This window comes from Streptomyces sp. SID5643, assembly GCF_009872555.1.
In the GTDB taxonomy this organism is placed as follows: Bacteria; Actinomycetota; Actinomycetes; order Streptomycetales; family Streptomycetaceae; genus Streptomyces; species Streptomyces iakyrus.
The window spans coordinates 1-17,725 of the sequence record NZ_WWIC01000165.1 but is presented as its reverse complement, the minus strand read 5'-3'; the positions used below and the strand labels follow the sequence as shown (position 1 = coordinate 17,725).

The following is a 17,725-nucleotide window of genomic DNA, read 5'->3' as shown; positions in this document are numbered from 1 at the left end:
GGCGCCCCGCCCGGTGTCAGCCCGCCCGGCGGGCGGTGAACAGCAGGTACTCCCACTCCAGGACGGTGCTTCCCGAGCCCGTGCCCTGGTCGGCGTCGCGGGCGAGGTCCACCAGGGCGCCGTCCAGGGCGGCGGCGCGGTCGGGCTCGCCGGCGATGTTCTTGTAGACGCTGATGGTCGGGCCGTAGCGCTCCTTGAAGTAGTCGCGGAACATCTCCGGCGTCCCGAAGCGGTCGATCCGGACCGTGCGGCGTTCGGCGCTGACGTCCGTGACCCGGTCGCCGAGGAGGGCGCGGACGTGGTCCTCGTCCCCCCACAGCGGGGGCGGCTGGGCTCCGGGCGGGGGCGGGGGCGCGTACGGCTTCATGGCGGCGAACATCCGGCCGATGAAGCCCTGGGGCGTCCAGCTGAGCAGCCCGATGGTGCCGCCGGGGCGGCAGACCCGGACGAGTTCGTCGGCGGCCTGCTGGTGGTGCGGGGCGAACATGACGCCCACGCAGGACAGCACGGTGTCGAACTCGGCGTCCCCGAAGGGCAGGGCCTCGGCGTCGGCCTCCTGCCAGGTGAGGTGGGCACCCTGTTTCTCGGCGACCCGCCGGCCGGCCTCGAACAGCTCGGGGGTGAGGTCGGAGGCCACCACGTCCGCGCCGGCCAGGGCCGCCGGGATCGCGGCGTTGCCGGAGCCGGCGGCCACGTCCAGCACCCGCAGGCCGGAGCGCACCCCGCACGCCTCGACCAGGACCGGTCCCAGTTCGGGGATGACCTCGGCGGCCAGGGACGGGTAGTCGCCCTGGGCCCACATCGCCCGGTGCTTGGACTTCAGGGCACGGTCGGCGTCGACCGCGCTGTTCTGCATCGTCATCGCTGCGCTCCTCACCGGTCCGGCGGCGGGTTCCGCGCGACGGGTTCGAGCGTCGCCGCCATCTCCTGAGCGTAGGGAGGGGGCGGGCGGGTGTCTCGTCGGAGAGTGCGGGGGTGCGCGTCCGCTTCGCCTGGCGGTGGGGGTGGGTCGGGACCGTGCCGGACGAACTGGCTGGTCGTCGCTGGGCTACGGGGCCGTGGGGGACGCCGTCGGGTCCTCGGCCGCCGCCTGCTTGATCGCGGCGTCGCGCTTGCGGACGTACCAGATGCCGATCAGTCCCAGTCCGGCGCCGGCCAGGCAGGTCCACACCCACCAGGTGTGGCCGTGGTCGTCGAACCAGCCGTAGAAGGGGAGCTGGACCAGGAAGAGGACGAACCACAGGATCGTGCCGCCGGTGATGGTGGCGACCACGGGGCCCTCCAGGGGCTCCGGCGCCTCGTGTCTGGGGGTCCACTTCGCCATGGGGACAGCTTACGAGGAGATTGGGTCTACGCGCGGAGATGGCCGATCGAGGCCTTATATGTTCATACTGAAACGGTTTGTGTCTGACCACTTCTCTTCGTAGGAAACACCAAACCCATGTCCTCCTCGGCTCCTGCCAAGGTCCCCGCCCCTGAACAGCCGGGAGTCGGGCGTACGTACGGCGCACTCGACCGCTTCTTCCGGATCTCCGAACGGGGCAGCACCCTGTCCCGCGAGGTCCGGGGCGGTCTGGCCACCTTCTTCGCGATGGCCTACATCATCGTGCTGAACCCGATCATCCTCGGCAGCGCCAAGGACATGTACGGTCACCAGCTCGACAACGGGCAGCTGGTCACCGCGACGGCCCTCACCGCCGCGCTCACCACCCTCCTCATGGGCGTCATCGGCAACGTCCCGATCGCCCTGGCCGCCGGACTCGGCGTGAACTCCGTCGTCGCCCTCCAGCTCGCCCCGAGGATGTCCTGGCCGGACGCGATGGGCATGGTGGTCCTCGCCGGGTTCGTGGTCATGCTGCTGGTGGCGACGGGCTTGCGGGAGCGCGTCATGAACGCCGTGCCCTACGGGCTGCGCAAGGCCATCTCCATCGGTATCGGCCTGTTCATCATGCTGATCGGGCTCGTCGACGCGGGCTTCGTCTCCCGGATCCCGGACGCCGCGCAGACCACCGTCCCGCTCCAGCTGGGCGGCGACGGTCACCTGAACGGCTGGCCGGTGCTCGTCTTCGTGCTGGGCGTGCTGCTGACCCTGGCGCTCATCGTGCGCAAGGTCTCCGGCGCGATCCTGATCTCGATCGTCGCCATGACGGTCCTCGCGGTCGCCATCAACGCGGTCGCCACGGTGCCGAGCTGGGGCCTGACCACGCCCACGTGGCCCGGCAACCCGGTCGCGAGCCCCGACTTCGGGCTGATCGGGCAGGTCAGCCTGTTCGGCGGCTTCGACAAGGTCGGCGTGCTGACCGGGGTGCTGTTCGTCTTCACCGTGCTGCTGTCGTGCTTCTTCGACGCGATGGGCACGATCATGGGCGTCTCCGACGAGGCGAAGCTGACCGACGGCGAGGGGCAGATGCCCGGCATCAACAAGGTGCTGTTCGTCGACGGCCTCGCGGTCGCCGCCGGCGGCGCCAGCTCCTCCTCCGCGACGACCGCGTTCGTCGAGTCCACGGCCGGGGTCGGCGAGGGTGCCCGGACCGGCCTCGCGAACGTCGTCACCGGCGGCCTCTTCGCCGCCGCGCTCTTCCTGACGCCGGTGGCCACGATGGTCCCCTCCCAGGCGGCCACGCCCGCGCTGGTCGCGGTCGGCTTCCTGATCCTGGCCGGATCGGTCAAGGAGATCGACTGGGCGGACTACACGATCGCCGTCCCGGCCTTCGTGACGATGCTGATGATGCCGTTCACCTACTCGATCACCAACGGCATCGGCATGGGCTTCGTCACCTTCGCGGTGCTGAGGCTGGCGGCCGGGCGGGGCCGGGAGGTGCCGTCGGCGATGTACGCGGTGGCGGCGGTGTTCGCGTTCTACTACCTGATGCCGGCGCTGGGTCTGACCTGATCCTCGTCCTCGGAGTCGGAGGATCCGTAGAACCTCTCCGTCTCCTCGACGGCGGCCTGGAACCGCTGGTCGAAGTCATTGCGAATGAGCGTCCGGACGACATAGTCCTGGACGCTCATTCCGCTTTTCGCGGCATGGTGCCGGAGCCGTTCGAGCAGGTCGTGGTCTATTCGCAGGCTGAGCACACTGGTCCCCATGAGCACGAGGGTCGCGGCACCGTTCGGTGCGGTGCGCGTGGTTCCGTCGCCCTGTCACCCATATGAGTGATGTCACGCTTGAGTGGCGGGCGTCACGGACCGTCCGGCGTGTTACCGCTGGTCTTTAGCGAGAGTAATGAGTTACGCTAAAGAACATGCCGGACCTCAGCCATGGCGACGACGTAGCCGCCGTGAACGCCCTCCGATCCGCAGTGATGCGGCTGTCCCGTCGGCTCAAGCACCAGCGGGTCGACGAATCGCTCAGCCCCACCGAGATGTCGGTGCTGGGCACCCTGTCCCTGTGCGGCAGGGCCACACCGGGCGAGCTCGCCCGCAAGGAGCACGTCCAGCCCCCCTCGATGACCCGCATCGTGGCGCTGCTGGAGGCCAAGGGCCTGGTCCGGCTGGAGCCGCACCCCGAGGACCGGCGCCAGAAGGTCGTCACGCGCACCGAGCAGGCCGAGACCATGCTCGAGGAGAGCCGTGCCAAGCGGAACGCGTTCCTGGCGACGCTGGTGGAGAACCTCGACGAGGACGAGTGGGCGAAACTCCGCGCCGCCGCCCCCGTGCTGGAGAAACTCGCGCACCTGTAAGCCGTATGCACCAAGGAGGCGAACCCTTTGAGTTCGGGAACCGGAGCAGCTTCCGCCCCCGCACCTGATCCCCACGACTCCCCGACCGCTCCCGACGCACCCGCCTCCGCCCGCCCCGCCCGCAGGGCCTCGATGTTCTCTTCCTTGAAGGTGCGGAACTACCGCCTGTTCTTCATGGGGCAGGTCGTCTCCAACATCGGCACCTGGATGCAGCGCATCGCCCAGGACTGGCTGGTGCTCAGCCTCACCGGCTCCTCCGCCGCCGTCGGCATAACGACCGCGCTGCAGTTCCTGCCGATGCTGCTCTTCGGCCTCTACGGCGGTGTCCTCGTCGACCGGCTGCGCAAGCGGCCCACGCTGCTCGTGACGCAGACCGCGATGGCGCTCACCGCGATCGCCCTGGCTGTCCTCACCCTCACCGGTCAGGTCCAGGTGTGGCACGTGTACGTCGCCGCGTTCGCCGTCGGTCTCGCCACCGTCGTGGACAACCCGGCCCGGCAGTCCTTCGTCTCCGAGCTGGTCGGCCCGGGGCAGTTGCAGAACGCCGTCAGCCTGAACTCGGCGAACTTCCAGTCCGCCCGGCTGGTCGGCCCCGCCGTAGCGGGTCTGCTCATCACCGGCGTCGGCACCGGCTACGCCTTCCTCTTCAACGGCCTGTCCTTCATCGCACCGCTCACCGGCCTGCTGCTGATGCGCTCCCGCGAGCTGCACATCGTGGAGCGTGCCCCGCGCGGCAAGGGACAGCTGCGCGCAGGCGTGCGCTACGTCACCGGCCGCCCGGAGCTGATCTGGCCGATCGTCCTGGTCGGCTTCGTCGGCACGTTCGCCTTCAACTTCCCCGTCTACCTGTCGGCCTTCGCGGACGACGTGTTCCACGCGGGGGCGGGCGCCTACAGCATGTTCAACACGCTGATGGCGGTCGGCTCGGTCGCGGGAGCGCTGCTCGCCGCGCGGCGGGGCACGGCCCGGCTGCGGCTGCTGATCGTGGCGGCCATGGCCTTCGGCGCGCTGGAGATCCTGGCCGCGACGACTCCCACCCTGTGGATGTTCGCCCTGCTCATGGTGCCGCTGGGGCTGTTCGGCATGACCGTCAACGTCACGACGAACACCAGCATCCAGATGTCCACGGACCCGGCCATGCGCGGCCGTGTCATGGCCCTCTACATGATGGTCTTCCTCGGCGGGTCACCGGTCGGTGCCCCGATAGTCGGCTGGATCACCGACACCTACGGCGCCCGGGTCGGCCTCGCGGCCGGTGGCGCGGTGGCGGTGCTCGCCGCGGCGGTGATCGGCCTGATCCTGGCCCGGGTCGGCAATCTGCGCCTGTCGGTGGGATGGCACCGGGGGCATCCCCGGGTGCGGTTCGTGCCGCGGGAGCAGCAGGAGGCGCTGGCCCCGGCGGCGTAGGGGACGGCTTCAGTCCCGGGGGAACTCACCGGTCTTCAGGACGAGCCCGACCACGGTACCCGTCAGGTCGATCTCGTCCCCGAAGTCCAGGCTCAGCTCGCCCCGGTACTCGCCGTCCTTGGGCTTGGTGTGCAGATGCCAGCGGCCGGTGTACGGATCCACGATCAGGTACACCGGCACGCCGGCGGCGGCGTAGGCGTCCTTCTTGGGGCCGTAGTCGTTGGCGCCGGTCTTCCGGGAGATCACCTCGGCGACGAACTCGACGTCCTGGTAGCGCCACAGGCCCTTGGCGTTCTTCGCCGCGCCCTCCGTCATCACGGTGATGTCGGAGGCGAAGCCGTTGAGGTGGCCCGGGTAGTCGACACGGACGTCGGACTTCACGCGCTTGCGCGGGTACTTGCTGCGCAGCTGCTCGACGATGTCCAGGATGATGTCCCAGTGGGTGTCCCGCTGAGGCGCCATGAAGATGTTCCCCCCGACGATCTCGACCTTGTAGCCCTCGGGGACCGGCATCGTCTGCACCCACTCGAACATCGTGTCGAGGGTGAGTTCACCGCTGCTGTCGGCCATCTCGATCCTGTCTGCAAGGACGGTCATCGTGGCGCTCCTCCCCGGCCGCACTCGCGGATGGAGCCGGCCGCGCAGTACAACGATACGCACGGTGACCTGGACACGCCCGGGTCTGGGGGCCGCCTACACCCGCCGAGCCAGCAGCTGGCCGGGCCAGTCGTTCTCGCCGACCGTGAAGGCCTCGGTGCGGGTGAAGCCGTTGGCCTCGTAGTAGCGGACGAGCTTGCCGTCGTCGCCGGCGTAGCAGTCGACGCGCAGGAGGGAGATCCCGGCGCGGCGGGTCTCCTCGGCCGCGTGCGTGAGCAGGGCGCTGCCCACGCCGTGTCCCTTGAAGCGGCGGTCCGAGGCCAGCCAGTGGATGTAGCGCTCGGGTTCGCCGGGCTGCGGGAGGTGGGACAGGGTGGCGCCCCCCGAGTCGGTGAGGGTGAGGGTGCCGGCCGGGACGCCGTCGACGTCGGCCATGTACACGCTGCCCTCCGCCATGTACCGGCCGACCGACTCCACCGTCTTCTCGCTCTGGGACAGGGGCTTCGTCCCCCACTGACCCGTGCGCCCCTGGGAGACCAGCCACTCCACACAGCTGTCGAGCATGCCGAGTATCGCGGGAATGTCGTCGGGCCCGCCGTCCCGGATGGTGATCCGCATGGTCTCATGGTGCCAGGCTGGCCCCATGAGACTCTTCGCGGCCGTGCTGCCCCCTGACGACGTCTGCCGTGAACTCGGCGATGTGGTCGACTCGTTACGCGCGCTGCCCGGCGCCGACGGCATGCGCTGGACCGGTCGTCCCGGCTGGCACTTCACGCTCGCCTTCTACGGTGAGGTCGACGACGGTCTCGTCCCGGAGCTGACGGAGCGGCTGGAGCGGGCCGCGCACCGGACCGAGCCGTTCTCGCTGGCCGTGCGGGGTGGCGGGCAGTTCGGGCACGGGAGGGCGCTGTGGGCGGGGGCCGAGGGGGACCTGGCGGACCTCCGGCTGCTGGCCGAGCGGGCCGAGGCGGCCGCGCGCAAGGCCGGGGTGCCGATGGGGGAGCACCGGCGGTACAAGGCCCATCTGACCGTGGCGCGGAGCCGGGATGCGGGGGACGTGCGGGCGTTCCTGGACGCACTCGCCGCATTCACGGGCCGGAGCTGGAGTGTGCGGGAGCTGTGCCTGGTGCGGAGCAATCTGCCGACATCGGGGATTCCGGGGGAGCAGCCCCGGTACGAGGTGGTCGGGCGCTGGCCGCTCGGGGGAGCCGGTTAGGCTCGGTGTCGTGGACCCGAAAACCCGCAACCGGATCATGGCCGGTGTGCTTGTGCTGATGTTTCTCGTCGTCGCCCTGGCTTCCGTGCTCGGGAGGTAGGGCGGCGGGGCTGTGGTCGGACGTGCTCCGGCTGCGGTCGGTGGGGGCTGGTCGCGCAGTTCCCCGCGCCCCTGGGGGGCGACGGGAGAACTGCGGACCTCGGTACAGCCCCCTTACCAGGCGAAAGCCTCCGGGCTCGGACCCGGGCCCGGGAAGATGTCGTCCAGGGCGGTCAGGAGCTCCCCGGACAGTTCCAGCTCGGACGCGCGGACGGCGGAGGCGAGCTGCTCGGCGGTGCGCGGGCCGACGATCGGGCCGGTCACACCGGGGCGGGTCAGCAGCCAGGCCAGGGCGGCCTCGCCGGGCTCGATGCCGTGCTTGTCGAGCAGGTCCTCGTAGGACTGGATCTGCGCACGGGTACCGGCGTCGGCGAGCGCCTCGGCCGCGCGGCCCGAGGCGCGGCGGCCGCCCTCGACCTCCTTCTTGATGACGCCGCCCAGCAGACCGCCGTGCAGCGGCGACCACGGGATGACGCCCAGGCCGTACTCCTGCGCGGCCGGGACGACCTCCATCTCGGCGCGCCGCTCAGCGAGGTTGTACAGGCACTGCTCGCTGACCAGGCCGATGGTCCCGCCGCGCCGGGCGGCGATCTCGTTGGCCTGGGCGATCTTGTAGCCGGGGAAGTTCGACGAGCCGACGTAGAGGATCTTGCCCTGCTGGACCAGGACGTCGATCGCCTGCCAGATCTCGTCGAAGGGGGTGGCCCGGTCGACGTGGTGGAACTGGTAGACGTCGATGTAGTCGGTCTGGAGCCGCTTGAGGCTGGCGTCCACGGCCCGCCGGATGTTGACCGCGGAGAGCTTGTCGTGGTTGGGCCAGGCCGGGCCGTCGGCGCCCATGTTGCCGTAGACCTTCGTGGCGAGGACGACCTTGTCGCGGCGCCCCTCGCCCTTCGCGAACCAGTTGCCGATGATGCTTTCGGTGCGGCCCTTGTTCTCGCCCCAGCCGTACACGTTGGCGGTGTCGAAGAAGTTGATACCTGCGTCCAGCGCCGCGTCCATGATGGCGTGGCTGTCGGCCTCGTCGGTCTGGGGGCCGAAGTTCATGGTGCCGAGGACGAGCCGGCTGACCTTGAGTCCCGTGCGTCCGAGCTGCGTGTACTTCATGGTCCCCAAGCCAACGTCTTGAAGTGCGCTCCAGGCAAGCACGGAATCCGAGCCTGTACGGTGACCACGACACCGGGGGGCGCACATGTCCGAGCCGCCGCACACCGACCATCTCGTCCAGCTCCTGCGGACCACCTTCGGCGACTTGCTGCTCGGCGTCTACCTGCACGGCTCAGCCACCCTCGGCGGCCTGCGTCCGCGCAGCGACGTGGACGTCCTGGCCGTGGTGCGGGAGCCGACCGGTCATGAGCAACGCCGTCTGCTGGTGGCGGAGTTGCTGAAGGTCTCCGGGATGGGGGAGGGCCTGCGGCCCGTCGAGCTGACCGTCGTCGTGCAGGACCGCGTACGGCCCTGGCGGTATCCGCCCGTCTGCGAGTTCCTGTACGGCGAGTGGCTGCGGGAGGACTTCGAGCGCGGGCGGATCCCGGCCCCCGGGCCGAACCCGGACCTCGCCCCCGTCCTCACCATGGTGCTGCTCGCCGACGCGCCGCTGCTGGGGCCCCGGCCCGCCGAACTGCTCGACCCCGTTCCGGCCGCCGACCTCCGGCGGGCGATCGTCGCCGGGGTGCCGGAGCTGACGGAGGACCTGGCGACGGACACCCGGAACGTGCTGCTCACCCTGGCCCGTGTGTGGAGCACCCTCGACACCGGCGGCATCCGGTCCAAGGACGCGGCCGCCGCATGGGCCGCCGCCCGGCTGCCCGCCGAGCACCGGCCGGTCCTCGCCCATGCCCGGGCCGTCTACCTCGGGGACGAGGAGGAGCGGTGGGGCGGCCTCGACGTCCGGGGCTGTGCGGAGCACCTGGTCCGGATGATCGGGGAGAGCTACTCCTCGTAAGGCCCGGCCAGGTCCCAGCCCTGGTGCATCGCCTCCGCGAAGGCCGCGGCGATCTTGTGCTCGCCGCTCGCGTTGGGGTGGGTGCCGTCGTAGGTGTCGGCGGCGATGTCGTACGACGGCGGGGGCGAGGCCAGGAGGACGGGGGAGCCGGGCTCGTCGAGGTCGGCTGCCGTCTTGGCGAGGAGTTCGTTGAAGCGGGCGACCTCGCCGGCGAAGGCCGCGTCCGTCCGCGCGCGCACGTTCGGGGTCACCGGCAGCCACACCATCCCCACCCGGCGGTTCGCCGCCCGTGCCTCGGCCGTGAAGGCCCGGACGTTCTCCGCGGTCTGCTCGGCGTTCGTGTAGAAGCCGAGGTCGATCAGGCCCAGGGAGACCAGGAGGACGTCCGCGCGGTACGACCGCACCGCGTCACCGATCAGCGGCGCCATGTGCTGCCAGCCCTCGCCCCAGCCGGCCAGGTGGGCGCGCGGGAAGTCCGGTTCGGCATAGGCGTGGGACACCGGGGCCTCGGCGAGCTTGTCGTAGAGCGTCTCGCGCGGCCCGACGAGGGTGAAGGGTCCGCCGTAGGAACGGCACAGGTGCTGCCACAGCCGGTAGCGCCACGTGTGTTCGCCCGTGCTCCCGATCGTCATGGAGTCACCGACGGGCATGAACCTGAGCATCCGCTCATCATGGACGATCAGGTCGGCCGGCGGGGTGTGAGTCGGGCCACGCCCGGTGTCCGGCCGGCTCCTTGATCCCCCGGCCCCGGTGAACCGCCGCTGAACCGGCGGGCGGGATGGCAGGCTTGGGGCATGCGCAGACCGTTCGCCCTTCTCGCCGCGGCCCTCCTCACGGGCGCCCTCGCCGTGCCCGCCTCCGCCGCCGACGGCGACGAGAAGTTCACGATCAAGGACCCGCGCATCACCGAGTCCAGCGGCCTGGCGGCCTCGCGACAGCACCCCGGCATCTACTGGACGCACAACGACAGCGACGACGGGGCGTACCTCTACGCCGTCGACAGTGCGACGGGCGAGACGGTCGCCACGATCACCATGTCCGGCGTGGGCAGCCCGCGCGACGTCGAGGCCATCTCCATCGGACCGGACGGCCGGATCTACGTCGGCGACATCGGCGACAACCTCGGTGGCACCTGGCCGTACGTCTGGATCTACCGGCTGCCCGAGCCGAAGAACCTGCGCGACCGGACGATCAAGGCAACGCAGTACGTCGTGAAGTACTCCGACGGCGCGCGGGACGCCGAGTCGCTCGTTGTGCACCCGAAGACCGGCCGCGTCTACATCGTCGACAAGAACGAGAAGGGCGGGCACCTGTACGAGGGCCCGGCCCGGCTCTCCCCGTCCGGGTCGAACACGTTCCGGCCCGTCGCGGCCGTCCCCGACCTGGAGGCCACCGACGCCACGCTCTCCCCGGACGGCGAACACCTGGTCGTACGCAGCTACTTCGGTGCGATCGCGTACGACTGGAACGGCGGGAAGATCAAGAAGAAGGAACGGCTCGGCGTACCGTTCCTGGGGCAGGGGGAGTCCGTCACCTACACGGCGGACGGCAAGAAGCTGATGTACGGCGCCGAAGGGGCGGACAGCCCGGTGGAGCCGCAGGACGCCCCGGGCGGTGGCGGGGCCGACTCGCCTTCCGGGAACGGGAGTTCGGCCACGTCCGACGGCGGTGGAGACGGGCTGAGCGGCAACCTGAAGACCGGCGCGATCGCCGCGGGTGCTGTGCTGATCGCCCTGTTCGGCCTGCGGCGGCTGATGCGCCGGGGCTAGCCCCCCGCCTCCCGGGCTACCGCTCCCGCAGCCGTGCCGCCTGCGCGGATCCCACCTCCGTGGAGCGGCGCAGGTAGCGCTCGATCACCCGGAGTTCCTCATCGTCGAACTCGGCGAGGAGTGCGGCGAAGGCGTTGCCGGGGGCGTCCCACGCGGCATCGGCCTCCGGTGCTCGCCGGGCGGTGAGCGACACACGGGTCCGTCTGCGGTCGTGAGGGTCGGGCCGCCGTTCCACGAGCCCGGCCCGTTCCAGCCGGTCGACGAGCCGCGTGGCCGAACCCGAGGTGAGGCCGGTCAGCTCGGCGATCTGCCCCGTGGTGAGGGGCTCGGGTTCGAGACCGAGCAGGCTCACGCACTGGAGATCCGTCGGATGCAGTCCCAGCCGGTCGGCCATGGCCTGGTTGAAGAGGCTGTACGCGGCGTGCTGCCGCCGGGCGGCCACGGCGACGGCGGCGATCAGGCCCTCGCGATTCTCGGTTGACACGGCTCGGCGCCCCCTCCTTCAATTCACTGCGTCACGCAGATACTTCGTGGCGCAGATACTATTCCACCGAAGGAGCGCAGCATGAGCACCCTGTCCGCCGAGCGGATGCGCGAGCTGTACGGCCACTGGACCGCGTTATGGCGTGGTGACTTCACCCGGGCCGGTGAGATCCTCGATCCCGGCTTCGTCGTGCACCAGGCGCGGCCCGACGGCAGCGACTCGGAAGCGGTGACGGGTCCGGCCCGGCTGCTCCCCGAGATCGAGCAGACCATGGCGGTGTTCGGGGACGTCGTCCTCACCGTGGACCTCGGGCCGATCGTCCAGGGTGACCTGATCGCGGCGCGCTGGACGCTCCGCGCCCGCTACGCGGGCGGCCTCGACCACGCCACGGCCCCGGTCGGAACCCCTGTCGCCTTCAGCGGCCACGACATCCTGCGGGTCTCCGGCGGCAGGTTCGTCGAGTACTGGACCTGCACCGATGTCCTGGCCGGCCTCGCGCAGCTCGGCGCCGTCTCCGGCCCCAACGGCCCGGCCCGGTCCTGACGTCCCGGGTCCCTACGCCCCGCGGGAGGTGACCAGGACCTCCAGCCCGTCCAGGATCCGCTGGAGCCCGAACTCGAAGTGGTCGAAGTCCGTGCCGAAGGCGTCCTCGGAGAGCGACGCCATGACCGGGTAACGGCCCGACGCCATGGCCTTCTCCAGCATCGGCACCTGCGCCTGCCAGAACTCGGCGTCCGTCAGGCCCGTCCGGCGCTCCGCCTCCTGCTCGTACAGCTGCGAACGTGCGGCCCCCACGACGTACCCGTCGATCATGATGATCGCCGAGACCAGTTCGGGGTCGCTCAGCCCCATCGGGCGGATCAGGGACAGCACCTTCTCCATGCCGTCGAGGGCGCTCGGGCCGAGGATCGGGCGGGACTGGTTGACCTGGAGCAGCCAGGGGTGGCGGCGGTAGAGGGCCAGGGTCGAGCGGGCCAGGGCCTCCAGGGCCGCGCGCCAGCCGCCGTCGCCCGGGTCGGCCGGGTTCTCCGAGGGGCGCTGCACCCGGTCCAGCATGAGGTCGAGCAGCTCGCTCTTGCCGGGGACGTACCGGTACAGCGACATGGTGCCGGTGCCGAGCTCGGCGGCGACGCGGCGCATGGAGAGCCCCTCCAGCCCCTCGGCGTCCGCCAGCTGGACGGCCGCTTCCACGATCCGGTCCAGAGTCAGGGCCGGTTTCGGTCCGCGGCTCGGGCGGCGGCCGGTGTCCCACAGCAGTTCGAGGGTGCGGGCGATGTCGCCGCTGCCGCTGGTTTCCGTACTGCCCGTGCCACTCGTGCCGCTCGTCATGGGGTCCAGCTTAGGTCTCCGCGAAAAAATTGGGTACAGCGTACGCGTAATCGGGTACGCTGTACCCAGTTCGGGCCGACGGGGCGCGAGCGCAAGGGAGGGGGCGGCATGGACGGATACGCGGTGCAGGCCGAGGCGCTGGAGAAGCGGTACGGCGAGAAGCGCGCACTCGACGGCTTCGACCTGGCGGTGCGCGAGGGGACGGTGCACGGCCTGCTCGGGCCGAACGGGGCGGGCAAGACCACCGCCGTCCGCATCCTGTCCACGCTGATCCGGCTGGACGGGGGCAGGGCGACGGTCGCCGGTCTCGACGTGGTCCGGCAGTCGCGCGAGGTCCGGGCCCGGATCGGGCTCACCGGCCAGTACGCGGCGGTGGACGAGGTGCTCACCGGCCGGCAGAACCTGGAGATGTTCGGCCGGCTGTTCCATCTGGGCGGGAAGCGGGCCCGGCTGCGGGCGACCGAGCTGCTGGAGCAGTTCGACCTGACCGACGCCGGCGACCGGGGGGTGGGCAAGTACAGCGGCGGCATGCGGCGCCGCCTCGACCTCGCGGCCTCCATGATCCTCGCCCCGGCCGTCCTCTTCCTCGACGAGCCGACGACCGGTCTCGACCCCCGCAGCCGCGGCGAAGTCTGGGACTCCGTCCGGGCGTTGGTGGCCGGCGGCACGACCGTGCTGCTGACCACGCAGTACCTGGAGGAGGCCGACAGGCTCGCCTCGCACATCACCGTCATCGACCAGGGGCGGGCCATCGCCGACGACACCCCGGACGGGCTGAAGAGCCGGGTCGGCGGCGACCGCATCGAGGTCGTGGTCGCCGAGCGGTCCGAGATCCCGCGGGTGGTGAAGGTCGTCGCCCGGGTCACGGACGGCGAACCCGAGGCGGACGAGACGGAGTTGCGGGTGCACGCCCCGGTCGCCGACCGGGTCACCGCCCTCACCGAGGTCGCGCGGACCCTTCAGGACGAGGGCGTTCGTGTCGAGGACATCGGGCTGCGCAGGCCGAGCCTCGACGACGTGTTCCTGCGCCTGACCGGCCACCGCACCGAAAAGGAGTCCGCGGCATGAGCGCCACCGACCTGAGCACTCCCGGCACGCGGAGCGCCGGCTACTGGCTGCTCGCCGACTGCTGGAACATCGTCCGCCGCGGCCTGACCCACTACCAGCGCCAGCCGGTCAACATCGCCTGGCAGCTGGGCTTCCCGATCATGTCCGTGCTGCTCTACGGCTATGTCTTCGGCAGCGCCATGAAGGTGCCGAACGGCGGGGACTACAAGGACTTCCTGATGCCGGGCATGTTCGCGATGACCATGGCGTTCGGCTTCATCAACACCGCGACCGTCGTGGTCTACGACTCCACCAAGGGCGTCATCGACCGCTTCCGCTCGATGCCGATGGCCTCCTCGGCCGTGGTGGCCGGGCGCGGGGTCACCGACATCATCGTCGCCTGCGCCGAGTTGGCGATCATGATGCTCACCGCGCTCGCCATGGGCTGGCGGCCGGACGGCGGCGCGGGCTTCCTCGGCGCGTTCGGGCTGCTGCTGTGGCTGCGCTTCTCGCTGATCTGGATCGGGGTGTGGCTGGGTCTGATCGTGCCCAACCCGGAGGCTGCGGGCGGCCTCTTCGCGGTCGCCTTCCCCTTCACGATGATCTCCAGCATCTTCGTCGCGCCGCAGCTCATGCCCGACTGGCTCGGCTGGGTGGCGGTCTGGAACCCGATCTCCTCCACGGCGGCGGCGACCCGCGAGCTGTTCGGCAATCCGGTCGGCGGTGACACCTGGGTCGAGCAGCACGCGCTGCTGATGGCCGGGGTGTGGCCGGTGATCCTGACGGCGGTCTTCCTGCCGCTGGCCGTACGGCGGTTCAAGAAGCTGAGCCGGTAGCGGTCGCCGAGGCCGTGCACCTCCCGGGGTCTTGACGTGCTCATGGTGCGTCAGTTCTCTGGGAGGTGCGCGGCATGATGGGAGCGCTCCCAGCCAGTTCCGGGTGCCGTGCCTCACCGTCCCCGCAGGACCGAGAGGAAGCAGCCACATGTTCCGCACTCTGCGCAGAGCGCTGTGTGTTGCCGCGGCGCTCCTGTTACCGCTGGCAGGCGTGCAGTCGGCACGGGCCGATGGCGCCGACGAGGCCGCCGGCGCCGGCTACTGGCACACCAGCGGCCGGCAGATCCTGGACGCGGCCGGGAAGCCCGTCCGTATCGCCGGAGTCAACTGGTTCGGCTTCGAGACCGCCAACCACGTCGTCCACGGCCTGTGGGCCCGCGACTACAAGAGCATGATCGACCAGATGAAGTCGCTGGGCTACAACACCATCCGCATGCCCTACAGCGACGACATCCTCAAGCCCGGCACCATGCCGGACGGCATCAGTCACGACGGCAAGAACACGGACCTGCGCGGGCTGACGTCCCTCCAGGTCCTGGACCGGATCGTCGCCTACGCGGGCCAGTCCGGCCTGAAGATCGTCCTGGACCGGCACCGGCCGGACGCGGCGGGCCAGTCGGCGCTCTGGTACACGGCGTCGGTCCCCGAGTCGACGTGGATCACCAACCTCAAGGCCCTGGCGACGCGTTACAAGGGCAACTCCACGGTGATCGGCATCGACCTGCACAACGAGCCCCACGACCCCGCCTGCTGGGGCTGCGGCGACACCTCCCGCGACTGGCGCCTCGCAGCCCAGCGCGCGGGCAACGCGGTCCTGTCGGCCAACCCCGAGCTGTTGATCATGGTCGAGGGCGTGCAGTCGTACAACGGCACGAACGGCTGGTGGGGCGGCAACCTGATGGGCGTGGCCCAGCACCCGGTCCAGCTGGACGTCCCGGACCGGCTGGTGTACTCGGCGCACGACTACGCCACGTCGGTGGCCCAGCAGTCCTGGTTCTCCGACCCGTCCTTCCCCGCCAACATGCCCGGGATCTGGGACAAGTACTGGGGCTACATCTTCAAGCAGAACATCGCCCCGGTGTGGCTCGGCGAGTTCGGTACGACGCTCCAGTCCTCGGTGGACCAGAAGTGGCTGGCCGAGCTGGTGAAGTACCTGCGCTCGACATCCGCGTACGGGGCTGACGGCTTTCACTGGACGTTCTGGTCCTGGAACCCCAACTCCGGTGACACGGGCGGCATCCTGAAGGACGACTGGCAGACCGTGGACACGGTGAAGGACGGGTACCTGGCGTCCATCAAGGCCCCGGGCTTCGACCCCGGCCCCGGCCCCGGCCCGGGCGGTCCCGGCGACCCCGGAGGCGGCAACGCCACGTGCTCCGCCGCGTACACGGTCGGGAGCGACTGGGGCGGTGGCTTCAACGCCGAGGTGAAGGTGACCAACACGGGCACGCTGCCGCTGAAGTCCTGGAAGGTGACGTGGACGTGGAGCGGCGCGCAGAAGGTCACGAACATGTGGAACGCGTCGCACACCCAGAACGGGGCGACCGTCACCGCGCTCAACGCGGCGCACAACGGGAGCGTGCCGGTGGGAGGTTCGGCGAGCTTCGGCCTCAGTGGTGCGCCCGGGGGCGGAGGTGCGACGGGTGTGAGTTGTACGGCGACGTGATCGCGCGGTGAGTGGGGCGCCCGGTGACCACCGGGCGTACCCATGCCGGGGCGACGTGTCCGGATTGCCGGAACTCCCCTTCTCTGTGCGGTTCCTGAGAGCAGACTATGACTCGATTCGGTCAAGTCTCGGTCGGAACCGTACGCGTGTGGCGCGCTCTTCCGAAACGATGCGGCACGGCCCGTGTCACTCACGGGCCCGACCCCCCTCAACGTTGCGAGAGAACTCCATGAGAAGAAGCGCAGCCGTACTGAGCGGCGTCACGGTCGTCCTGGCCGGGACGCTCGCCGCCGCCCCCGCCAACGCCGGCACGTCACAGTCGGCGAACACCGCCCTGACGACCGCCGCGGCGAAGGTCACATGGAAGAAGTGCGGGACGGACGACGCCCCGACGCTCCAGTGCGCGTCGTTGAAGGTGCCGCTCGACTACACGAAGCCGCGGGGGAAGCAGATCACGCTCGCGCTGTCCCGCGTGCCGCACACCGCGCCGAAGTCCCAGGGCCCGCTGCTGGTCAACCCCGGCGGCCCCGGTGGCAGCGGTCTGTCGCTGGCCCCGTTCGTCGCGTCGTCCCTGCCCGAGGAGGTCGCGGCCCAGTACGACGTCATCGGCTTCGACCCGCGCGGAGTGGGCGAGAGCCAGCCCGCCCTGGACTGCAAGCCGGGCCACTTCGACCCGGTGCGCCCCGACTCCGTCCCCAGCACCCCGGCGATCGAGAAGGCCAACCTCGCGCGCGCCAAGTCCTTCGCCCAGGCGTGCGGCACGAAGTACAAGGCCGTCCTGCCGTACATCGACACGGTCAGCGCCGTGAAGGACATGGACTCGATCCGCAAGGCCCTCGGCGCACCGAAGATCAACTACTTCGGCTACTCGTACGGCACCTACCTGGGCGCGGTCTACGCCAAGCTGTTCCCCGAGCGGGTGCGGCGCCTGGTGCTGGACTCGATCGTCGACCCGACGGGCGTCTGGTACGAGGACAACATCCAGCAGGACTACGCCTTCGACAAGCGCCACAAGGCGCTCATGGCGTGGATAGCCAAGTACAACGGCACCTACAAGCTCGGCACCGACCCGAAGAAGATCGAGGCCAAGTGGTACGCCATGCGGGCGGCCCTGGCCAAGAAGCCCGCGGGCGGCAAGGTGGGCGCCTCCGAGCTGGAGGACATCTTCCTGCCCGGCGGCTACAACAACGGCTACTGGCCCACGCTCGCCCAGACGTTCGCGGCCTACGTCAACGACCACGACACCGCCGCGCTGGTCGAGGCCTACGACAACATCGCGGCGATCGACGCCTCCGGCGACAACGGCTACAGCGTCTACACCTCCGTGCAGTGCCGTGACGCGTCCTGGCCGCGCGACTGGAAGCAGTGGCGCAAGGACAACTGGGCGGTGTACGAGAAGGCCCCGTTCATGGCGTGGAACAACGCCTGGTACAACGCACCGTGCGCGTTCTGGCCGACGAAGACGCTCAAGCCGGTGAACGTCGCCAACAGCAAGCTCCCGCCGGTGCTGCTGTTCCAGGCGACGGACGACGCGGCCACGCCCTACCAGGGCGGCGTCACCATGCACCGGCTGCTGAAGAACTCCAGCCTCGTGGTGGAGCAGGGTGGCGGCAACCACGGCATCACGCTGAGCGGCAACGCCTGCCT

The 17,725-nt window shown here is 70.4% G+C and carries 20 protein-coding genes; 11 read left to right on the top strand and 9 right to left on the bottom strand.

Translation table 11 applies throughout. The features are described 5' to 3' along the window. Positions 1–16 precede the first annotated feature (16 nt). Positions 17–862: a class I SAM-dependent methyltransferase gene (locus GTY56_RS19510; protein WP_161366635.1), complete on the bottom strand. Its 846-nt coding sequence runs from the start codon at positions 860–862 to the stop codon at positions 17–19. A 186-nt stretch (positions 863–1,048) separates the two neighbouring features. After that, positions 1,049–1,324 carry a DUF2530 domain-containing protein gene (locus GTY56_RS19505; protein WP_161366634.1) on the bottom strand — a complete coding sequence of 92 codons (276 nt, stop codon included), beginning with the start codon at positions 1,322–1,324 and terminating at the stop codon, positions 1,049–1,051. A gap of 117 nt (positions 1,325–1,441) precedes the next feature. On the opposite strand from GTY56_RS19505, the gene GTY56_RS19500 reads away from it, so the two are divergent. Beyond that, positions 1,442–2,893: an NCS2 family permease gene (locus GTY56_RS19500; RefSeq protein ID WP_161366633.1), complete on the top strand. Its 1,452-nt coding sequence runs from the start codon at positions 1,442–1,444 to the stop codon at positions 2,891–2,893. Here GTY56_RS19500 and GTY56_RS19495 read toward each other — a convergent pair. Continuing rightward, positions 2,863–3,090 carry a ribbon-helix-helix protein, CopG family gene (locus tag GTY56_RS19495; protein WP_161366632.1) on the bottom strand — a complete coding sequence of 76 codons (228 nt, stop codon included), beginning with the start codon at positions 3,088–3,090 and terminating at the stop codon, positions 2,863–2,865. The genes GTY56_RS19500 and GTY56_RS19495 overlap by 31 nt on opposite strands. A 155-nt stretch (positions 3,091–3,245) precedes the next feature. Here GTY56_RS19495 and GTY56_RS19490 point away from each other — a divergent pair, with 155 nt between their 5' ends. Together GTY56_RS19490 and GTY56_RS19485 are read left to right on the top strand one after the other, a co-directional pair. Beyond that, entirely contained in the window at positions 3,246–3,683 is a 438-nt protein-coding gene (locus GTY56_RS19490) for a MarR family winged helix-turn-helix transcriptional regulator (protein WP_161366631.1), read from the top strand. Between the two features lie 27 nt (positions 3,684–3,710). After that, the gene (locus tag GTY56_RS19485) at positions 3,711–5,090 is read left to right on the top strand and encodes an MFS transporter (RefSeq protein WP_161366630.1); all 1,380 of its coding nucleotides are present in this window, start codon (positions 3,711–3,713) and stop codon (positions 5,088–5,090) included. A gap of 9 nt (positions 5,091–5,099) precedes the next feature. Here GTY56_RS19485 and GTY56_RS19480 read toward each other — a convergent pair whose 3' ends face one another. Both GTY56_RS19480 and GTY56_RS19475 read right to left on the bottom strand, forming a co-directional pair. Further along, positions 5,100–5,687, bottom strand: coding sequence for a Uma2 family endonuclease (locus tag GTY56_RS19480; RefSeq protein WP_161366629.1), 588 nt, complete (start codon positions 5,685–5,687; stop codon positions 5,100–5,102). 96 nt (positions 5,688–5,783) lie between these two features. Beyond that, positions 5,784–6,305, bottom strand: coding sequence for a GNAT family N-acetyltransferase (locus GTY56_RS19475; RefSeq protein ID WP_161366628.1), 522 nt, complete (start codon positions 6,303–6,305; stop codon positions 5,784–5,786). A gap of 25 nt (positions 6,306–6,330) precedes the next feature. Between GTY56_RS19475 and thpR the strand changes: the two genes are divergently transcribed. Further along, positions 6,331–6,903: an RNA 2',3'-cyclic phosphodiesterase gene (gene thpR / locus GTY56_RS19470; protein ID WP_161366627.1), complete on the top strand. Its 573-nt coding sequence runs from the start codon at positions 6,331–6,333 to the stop codon at positions 6,901–6,903. A gap of 213 nt (positions 6,904–7,116) precedes the next feature. Here the strand turns inward: thpR and GTY56_RS19465 are convergent, their stop codons facing one another. Then, positions 7,117–8,109 carry an aldo/keto reductase gene (locus tag GTY56_RS19465; RefSeq protein ID WP_161366626.1) on the bottom strand — a complete coding sequence of 331 codons (993 nt, stop codon included), beginning with the start codon at positions 8,107–8,109 and terminating at the stop codon, positions 7,117–7,119. An 85-nt stretch (positions 8,110–8,194) separates the two neighbouring features. On the opposite strand from GTY56_RS19465, the gene GTY56_RS19460 reads away from it, so the two are divergent. Further along, positions 8,195–8,947, top strand: coding sequence for an aminoglycoside adenylyltransferase family protein (locus tag GTY56_RS19460; protein WP_161366625.1), 753 nt, complete (start codon positions 8,195–8,197; stop codon positions 8,945–8,947). Here the strand turns inward: GTY56_RS19460 and GTY56_RS19455 are convergent. Further along, positions 8,935–9,609 (bottom strand): SGNH/GDSL hydrolase family protein, encoded by a 675-nt coding sequence (locus tag GTY56_RS19455; RefSeq protein WP_161366624.1) that lies wholly within the window; start codon positions 9,607–9,609, stop codon positions 8,935–8,937. The two genes, GTY56_RS19460 and GTY56_RS19455, sit on opposite strands and share 13 nt — an antisense overlap. A gap of 132 nt (positions 9,610–9,741) precedes the next feature. Between GTY56_RS19455 and GTY56_RS19450 the strand changes: the two genes are divergently transcribed. Next, positions 9,742–10,716, top strand: a complete 975-nt coding sequence (locus GTY56_RS19450; RefSeq protein WP_161366623.1) for a thiol-disulfide oxidoreductase DCC family protein — start codon at positions 9,742–9,744, stop codon at positions 10,714–10,716. A 16-nt stretch (positions 10,717–10,732) separates the two neighbouring features. Here GTY56_RS19450 and GTY56_RS19445 read toward each other — a convergent pair whose 3' ends face one another. Then, a complete protein-coding gene (locus GTY56_RS19445; protein ID WP_161366622.1) occupies positions 10,733–11,200 on the bottom strand; it encodes a MarR family transcriptional regulator in 468 nt (155 codons plus the stop codon). A gap of 81 nt (positions 11,201–11,281) precedes the next feature. Here GTY56_RS19445 and GTY56_RS19440 point away from each other — a divergent pair, with 81 nt between their 5' ends. Then, positions 11,282–11,743, top strand: coding sequence for an ester cyclase (locus GTY56_RS19440; RefSeq protein ID WP_161366621.1), 462 nt, complete (start codon positions 11,282–11,284; stop codon positions 11,741–11,743). Between the two features lie 12 nt (positions 11,744–11,755). Here the strand turns inward: GTY56_RS19440 and GTY56_RS19435 are convergent, their stop codons facing one another. Further along, complete coding sequence (locus GTY56_RS19435) at positions 11,756–12,529, bottom strand: TetR/AcrR family transcriptional regulator (RefSeq protein ID WP_161366620.1); 774 nt, start codon at positions 12,527–12,529, stop codon at positions 11,756–11,758. Between the two features lie 108 nt (positions 12,530–12,637). On the opposite strand from GTY56_RS19435, the gene GTY56_RS19430 reads away from it, so the two are divergent. The 4 genes from GTY56_RS19430 to GTY56_RS19415 all read left to right on the top strand — a co-directional run. Beyond that, on the top strand, positions 12,638–13,597 hold the full coding sequence (locus tag GTY56_RS19430) for an efflux ABC transporter ATPase subunit, DrrA-related (RefSeq protein ID WP_161366619.1): 960 nt from the start codon (positions 12,638–12,640) through the stop codon (positions 13,595–13,597). Then, on the top strand, positions 13,594–14,412 hold the full coding sequence (locus tag GTY56_RS19425) for an ABC transporter permease (protein WP_161366618.1): 819 nt from the start codon (positions 13,594–13,596) through the stop codon (positions 14,410–14,412). Before GTY56_RS19430 ends, GTY56_RS19425 begins: the two co-directional genes overlap by 4 nt. 148 nt (positions 14,413–14,560) lie before the next feature. Beyond that, on the top strand, positions 14,561–16,078 hold the full coding sequence (locus GTY56_RS19420) for a cellulase family glycosylhydrolase (RefSeq protein ID WP_161366617.1): 1,518 nt from the start codon (positions 14,561–14,563) through the stop codon (positions 16,076–16,078). A 229-nt stretch (positions 16,079–16,307) separates the two neighbouring features. Further along, positions 16,308–17,725 (top strand): alpha/beta hydrolase (locus tag GTY56_RS19415; RefSeq protein ID WP_161366616.1); only part of this gene is annotated, 1,418 nt, incomplete at its 3' end.